This is a genomic window from Paracoccus aerius (assembly GCF_014656455.1).
In the GTDB taxonomy this organism is placed as follows: domain Bacteria; phylum Pseudomonadota; class Alphaproteobacteria; order Rhodobacterales; family Rhodobacteraceae; genus Paracoccus; species Paracoccus aerius.
Window position 1 is genome coordinate 1 of record NZ_BNCL01000053.1, and the last position, 6,553, is coordinate 6,553.

Here is a 6,553-nt window from a genome sequence, read left to right on the forward strand (position 1 = left end):
AAACTATGAGCTGCTTCAGATGATCCGCGTGGCGCGGGCCATCCTGTAAACAAGAAAGACCCGCCTGGCAGTGCGGGTCTTCGGTTCTTGCCATGGTTGATTTGAACGTTAACGATACCCCCGCGGTAAGACAACAGGCTGTTTTCAACCTAAGGATGTGATTGGTTCCTATTGCCGGAAATGCGGCTTTTCGTTTCGCGTGCATCAAGAATGCTCGTCCGAGGGGCATACTTGCATGAATGGTCTTGGCGCTGACCAGGCAGCGAGCAAGACCCACAGCCTCGTGTTCAACCGAATTCCTCTGGAGACCCATCGAACAGCCGCAGACCTGGATGCCAACATATCCCGCTTGCGTCCTATTGGAACCATGACCTCGGCTCCACGTTCATCAACCCGAAGCCCAGTGGCCGGTGGATGCGGCCACATTCTCTCCCTCACTTCTCCCGCGCTCCGGCAGTCATCAGCCGGGGCATCCCTTTCATATCGCCCATTGCCCATGATCGAGCGCCTCCAGGAAGATGGGACTGATCCGGTGCGGGTTTAGCAAGCGGTAGCTGCGATCATACCGCCGCGTGAAACGGTCACATTGCACCGGTTGTCAAAGTTACGTCTGCAACGGTTGTCTAGCAGACAAAGGATAGTCTGACGCCATGAAGACCATCAGGCTTAACAGTTACTGCTCCCGCCTGCTCGTCAAGTGCAATGCATGAGGCACGAAGCCTTTCTGCCAAGCCTTCCAGGTCCGGCACCTGGACGTCCAGCCCGACGAAGGCCGGCGCTGCCGTGCCCGGGATCAAGGTGATCACACCGCCGTCCAAGGACACGTGCGTCGGCTCCGTCACCGGCGATCCCGTGAAAGCTGACAGAAAGGCCGCATGATCTTGAGGACGCGGAGCGGCAATGGTGACACGTGTGATGGCGGTGGCGCCGTTTGCATGTCGTTGCAGCGCCTCGTTCCAGAAGGCTTGGGGGAAATGCTGCTGGCAGGTGAAGAAGCCAAGGCCTGGTGCCTGGGTGTCCACGGCAAAGGCCAAGCTGAAGGCGACATGCGTGGCGCTGCCATCGGGGCGTCTGCCGGTTCGCTCGAACCGGAAGGGGGAGAAGTCGCCAATGCCCTCCTGGGCAAAGCGCACGGCGTCGGCTGTGGCATCAGCGCTGCTCAGCACCAGCATCGCCACTCCTTCGCGCCGCTGCAGGTAATCGCGCACGAACGCTCCAAAGCTGAAATGGCCCGGAGCGTGCGGCGGGATGTCTGCATCTTCGGGCACCGTGATCAGTTCGATGAATGACTGCCGGAACTGGATGATCCGGTTCTCGGTCCCCCAAGGGTGGCGGTTGCGTGGTCCGACCTGAAAACCCAGCCGGGCGTAAAGATTGGCGGCTCCGTCCAGGTCCCGGGCAGCAACCACGACATGATCGATATGGCGCATGGCGCGCTCCTTCAGCGGTTCATGGTCACGACCATGATACAGGTCGCATCGCCCGATCTTCGCTGACGGATGTCTTTTTGCCAGACTCATAAAGTGGGCGGCCGAAGATCCCTCAGGCCACTGCAGCCACTGCCAATCCGAACATGATAACAGCGTCCAGGAACATAACAGCGAGCGAGATCAGGAAGTTGAGCATGGCAGGAGCCCTTGATGACCGAGGTTCTCCTGTGCAACGAAAAAAACTAGATCTGGATCCCTTGCTTGTCCGAAAGGACATCTGCGGCAGCCTGATGAAAAGATTTGCTTATGTTTTGCTATTGAGCAAACGCGGACATGCTACTGAGGACTGAGAGGCGCGTCACTCTTCGCATCCCACGGCTCTGGCGGCGGACAATGCAGCGGCGCAAAGAAAAACCCTGCCAAACAGAAAATAGCCCCGCCGGGGAAGGCGGGGCAGCAATCGTTAACCATACTCCATCGTCGTGGGATGGAACCGGCTAACCGCTCTGAATTAGGCTTGTTTCAACTCTCGGATCACAAAATGGCCCCTGGCGTGTCGTGGCGCCAGGGGCTAGTGCAATCTGGGGTAAGTGCTGTCCTTATTGCAACCCTGACGATACTTCATTGTTGCGCATCATGCAAAATGAATGTGTGTACAAATTAGGTCAAAATGGCGGATTGCTCCCACAAGAGCCTGCTCCCGTTCCGCTGCCCGCTTCGGCTCTTCTGCTTTTGGCTGGCATGGAGGCTTGATTGGCCTTTGTCGTCGCAGAAAGTAGCCTAATCTAGCCTTGCATCCTGCAGCGTGCACCTAGCCACGGCAGCAACGGGTATCATGCCTGAACTGGCCCCTGTTTCGACCGTACACTTGGGCATAGCCATGGAGGCTTAGGCATATGCCTGAGCACGTGCTTATGTCTGAATTTGATATCATTGCCGATGGCGGTTGTCGGCGCCGCTGGACCGCTGCTGACAAGCTGCGGATCGTCGAGGAGACGTTCGGCGACGGTGCCAGCATCTCGGTCGTGGCGCGGCGCAATGGCGTAGCGCCAAATCTGTTGTATCGTTGGCGGTTTCTGATGCTTGAAGGAGGAAGCGTCGCGGCAAGCTTGGCGCCGATGATTACCCGTTATGGGCTGCGGTGGAGCAATGGTTGCCAGGACTACGACCTGATAAAGACCAGATTGTCATTTCGGCTGATGATGAGAACATCTGTCAAGGGATGTCCACATCGGCCAGTTCAGCCAGGTAGAAGGACTCGAAGGTGGCGATGGAAAGCGCAACGAATTCGCAGCGGGTGTGCGCATAGCCGCTTTGGCCCTCACACCCGGAGACAGCGTCAAACGTATCGCGTGTCCTTTCCAGGGTGCGTTCATACCGACCTGGCAGAAACCCATAGCCATCAATCTTGGCCGGAAGAACCGACATAAGCCTGTCGTGGAACAGGCGCATAGACGCGATCACATCGGACAAGCATGATCCTGTCTCCGCATCAACCTTCGTGCATATTTCAAAAGCTACGGACGCACATCGCTGCTCCATCCAGCTCCGATAGCCCATATCCAGCGGCTGAACGGCCTTCAGGCAGGCAATGACGTCCGGCGGAGGGGGTTTGCTCTCAGCGTAAGCTGGATCAAAGACGGGCGCGAAAGCGAACCACAGGGAAACCGAGGCTCCGACCATGCCGGGCAGCTTCAATCGGGACTTTTTCATGGACTCGGTTTTCTCACGATGCGGGGTGAAGATCAGCAGCACCGTAGCAAGAAAAACCTTTTGGCAGCAGGATGATTTTCAGCCTTGCAGCCCCGCCTTGACCAGCCAGCGAAGGCGCGACCCGCCTGCGGCCACCTCACAACCCTGGCGCGCTCCCGCTCCCCGGACCCTGAAACCTCATGCGCCGCAGCGCAGCCGGAAGTAAAGCTCACGCTGCAGGCTGGATCGACACCTTCAGCCCGAGCGCCTTGGCAACCTTCAAGACGGTGGAAAGTGTCGGGTTGCCTTCCCCTGACAGGGCCTTGTTCAGCCCCACCCGGCTCATGTCCACTTCCTGAGCGAGGGCTGTCATGTTCCGGGCGCGGGCAACCACTCCAAGAGCACGGGCGATATAAGCCGGATCATCGCCGCCTTCTTCCATGACAGCTTCGAGGTAGGCGGCAATGTCTTCCTCGGTCTTGAGGTAGTCGGCACTGTCGTAGCGGGCAAACTGTTCTTCCCTCATGCTCAACCCTTTCACTGTTCGGCCAAAACCTTGGCTTGCTTGATGTCCTTGTCTTGCGAGGACTTGTCGCCTCTACACAGCAGGATGATCAGAACCGGGCCACGCTGGATGAAATACACCCGATAGCCTGGCCCATAGTTGATCCGGAGTTCCCACACTCCGTCGCCAACAGGCTGCGCATCTCCGAGATTGCCCAGCAAGGCGATCCAGGTGGGCAGCAATCCGGGCAACCGCACGGCGATCACGCAGCCCCGAAAGCCAGCGATCAAAGGTCGCACTGCGGATCAGTTCAGCCACGTGATAACATCCAAAGAATGGCTGCATCTTGACCGCCCCTGGGGCAAGCTCGGCACCAACCTAACCTGGGAAGACAGAAAAGGCCTACATCACGCGGCCTTTGTTTCATAAAAAGCGTCACCGGACACCTTGGTGTCCGATCGTGATCAGGCCACTTTTTTACGCCGGCGCAGGGCAGCAAGACCAGCAATGCTACCCAGGAGAAGAAGCACGGGGGCTGGCAGTGGAACCGGTGCAGGAGCCTCAGGCACATCGGCCACCAACTGCGAAACCGACGCGCTTCCCGAGGTGACGCGGAAGAACAGGTAAAGGCTGTTCTTGGCAGCAGTGAGGGTGGTTTCGCTGATCACGCCGCCGAACGATTGCGGGTTCCAGCCATAGCCAAAGTCACCACCACCATTTGCGTAAACGGTGTTGAACGCACGGGTCTGGGGCATGCAGGCCCAGGACTGCGGGCAGAGGCTGTCCGAGAACCCATAGCTATAGGAGAAAGATCCGTTGGTGCTGCCCGGCGTGACCTTGAACGTTCCTTGCTCAGACGCAAAATCAAAGACGATCCAGTCGTTCTGCTTCATCTGTACTGCATCAACGGTCGCGGCCGAAGCTGAACCCGCGAGGGAGGCAAAGGACAGAATAGCGGCGGTAAAAAGAGATTTCATGGCAAATTCGAGCTCAGAAAAGGCCTCCCAAGAGAGGCAAACAAGGGTAGCGGCCAGGGCAGAATCGCGCTTCGGTTGAAACAGGTAAGGGCATATCTACCGCCCTGCCATACCACCGTCTACTATCCTATTGGTCAACTTAAGCGAGCCACTCCGGCGACGAAGCGTCTCCTGACTTTCACAACCCGGCATGCTCCCGCGCCCGCCCGATTTCCGTGTCATAAAACCAGTACGGTGACAACGCAGCCAGGGATTGAGCCGTGCCTCGGCTCCGGCAGACTGTAGCAGGACTTGCAATTTGGCAGCATAACACTGCCAAAAGCGGGACTTCGCCCTGCCCTGGCTGGACCAATGGGTGGCTTGGCGGAGCGTTACACGGAAACTAGCGGATCAGGACGGTCCGAGCTGTTCAGGCAGCGATCTTTTCTGTCGGTCGGGCTTCAGAAACCAACCAGCACCATGTCCAGGGCTACCATGATAGCGCTGTCCTGCTCGGCCAGATTGGCAATGGGACTGCGCAGCAGGGCGCGCGGGACCGCCGCCATGAACTGCGTGACCATGACATGCGGCTCGGCCCCGATCTCGAATACAGGATTGAGCCGTTTTGCAGGTTCCGGAGCCTCGGCCAAAGGCAGAAGCGGCACGACGATGCGCGTGTTCAGCCCTCTTAGAACATCGGCCTGGACATCCAGCACATAGCCCGCGCCGCCGGGGCGGGCGTAAACGTCGAAGCGAGCCATTAGAACTGGCGATACTGATCGAGCGGCAGGCCATGCGCCTCAATCCAGGCGTTCGAGCTGGCAAGGGCCGCAGCATTCTCGCGCTGCCAGGCCTGTGCCTTGGCTTCGGCCACAGCGCGGCGCAACCCGGCCTCGGCGGCTTGGGACAGGTTCACGCCGAAAGATCGCGCTTCGCTCAGGAGCGATGGGTCCAGGGTCAGGTTCGTGGGCTTTCTGGGCGCTGAGTGAACTTGCATGACTCACCTTGTGCTATGCGCATGATATATGTGCATTCGCCTTAGCAGGCAAGTGGCTCGACAGGGTCAGGCTGCGGCCCCACCTCCACAACCCCAACGCGTCCCCGCCCGCGCCCATTCCCTGTCATAAACCTCTATATCAGCGGGTGCGCAGCCAGGAGTTGAACCCGCCTGGATAGCAGGCAGCAAAAAGCCCGGCCGAAAGGGCGGAGCTCACTGAGAAACAATACTCAAAACACAGACAATCGACCGCTCTCTCCAGCAATCGCTATTAAAACGCTATAATTGCATAAAATCTCCAAAAATTTGCTTTATACCAGTATCTTAAGACAAAATGGAGATTGCTTCCCTGTGCGCTTCGGATGCGGCCGCGCCGGCGCGTTAACCATAGTGGGCACGCTCTTTGCCGCTCACAACCAGAGGCTGTCTATTTGGACAAATTTACTGACGGGTCAATCAACGTCATAACGACCTGATCAGCCGAGCGGTTTTTATGTCGTGTTTTCCGAGTTCCGCCGCTCGGCTGGAAAGCCTTTTAAAAGCCTGTTAAGCATGGTTCAGAAAGCATTTCTCCGGCTCTTGTAACCTCTGCTTAGGTTCGCTGTTTCAGACGGTCTCGGCGGCTCCCTAGTTCACCGACTTGGTGAAGTTCCAAGCGGCGGTTCGGTGAATGACTGCTCTGACGCCGACACCTCCGGTTGCTGTGTCTGTGTCAGGGTAGTTTGCTAACGGCATTGAGGATGCGACCGCACCTTGGCATCTGTGTGCAAGGTGGGTCACTTCCCCTTTCGCACCCTGCTGATCAGCTGATCTGAGAACTCTTCAAGGCCGATAGAAGCCGCTGCGCCGTTTCCTTAGAGGAACCTGGGTTCTGACCGGTAATCAGAAGGCCGTCCTGCACCACATAAGAGGCCCAGTCGTCTGCTCTCGTGAAGCGTCCACCTTGTGCGGCTAGTTCATCCTCCACAAGGAA

7 protein-coding genes and 1 pseudogene are annotated in these 6,553 nt (G+C 57.9%); 1 reads left to right on the forward strand and 7 read right to left on the reverse strand.

The features are described from left to right. Positions 1-623: 623 nt before the first annotated feature. Positions 624-1,430: a VOC family protein gene (locus tag IE224_RS20255; protein WP_191313275.1), complete on the reverse strand. Its 807-nt coding sequence runs from the start codon at positions 1,428-1,430 to the stop codon at positions 624-626. Between the two features lie 896 nt (positions 1,431-2,326). Between IE224_RS20255 and IE224_RS20260 the strand changes: the two are divergent. Continuing rightward, positions 2,327-2,539: pseudogene (locus tag IE224_RS20260) on the forward strand (transposase); the annotation flags it as partial. Between the two features lie 106 nt (positions 2,540-2,645). Here the strand turns inward: IE224_RS20260 and IE224_RS20265 are convergent. The 6 genes from IE224_RS20265 to IE224_RS20290 all read right to left on the reverse strand — a co-directional run bounded on the left by IE224_RS20265 (position 2,646) and on the right by IE224_RS20290 (position 5,580). After that, the gene (locus IE224_RS20265; protein WP_191313285.1) at positions 2,646-3,185 is read right to left on the reverse strand and encodes a hypothetical protein; all 540 of its coding nucleotides are present in this window, start codon (positions 3,183-3,185) and stop codon (positions 2,646-2,648) included. A 166-nt stretch (positions 3,186-3,351) separates the two neighbouring features. Beyond that, positions 3,352-3,648 (reverse strand): addiction module antidote protein, encoded by a 297-nt coding sequence (locus tag IE224_RS20270; RefSeq protein ID WP_191313277.1) that lies wholly within the window; start codon positions 3,646-3,648, stop codon positions 3,352-3,354. An 11-nt stretch (positions 3,649-3,659) separates the two neighbouring features. Next, positions 3,660-3,926 carry a type II toxin-antitoxin system RelE/ParE family toxin gene (locus IE224_RS20275; protein WP_229849494.1) on the reverse strand — a complete coding sequence of 89 codons (267 nt, stop codon included), beginning with the start codon at positions 3,924-3,926 and terminating at the stop codon, positions 3,660-3,662. Between the two features lie 165 nt (positions 3,927-4,091). Beyond that, on the reverse strand, positions 4,092-4,604 hold the full coding sequence (locus IE224_RS20280) for a VPLPA-CTERM sorting domain-containing protein (protein WP_191313279.1): 513 nt from the start codon (positions 4,602-4,604) through the stop codon (positions 4,092-4,094). A gap of 440 nt (positions 4,605-5,044) precedes the next feature. Continuing rightward, positions 5,045-5,344 carry a CcdB family protein gene (locus IE224_RS20285; protein ID WP_191313281.1) on the reverse strand — a complete coding sequence of 100 codons (300 nt, stop codon included), beginning with the start codon at positions 5,342-5,344 and terminating at the stop codon, positions 5,045-5,047. Continuing rightward, positions 5,344-5,580: a type II toxin-antitoxin system CcdA family antitoxin gene (locus tag IE224_RS20290; protein WP_191313283.1), complete on the reverse strand. Its 237-nt coding sequence runs from the start codon at positions 5,578-5,580 to the stop codon at positions 5,344-5,346. Before IE224_RS20290 ends, IE224_RS20285 begins: the two co-directional genes overlap by 1 nt. Between the last annotated feature and the right edge of the window lie 973 nt (positions 5,581-6,553).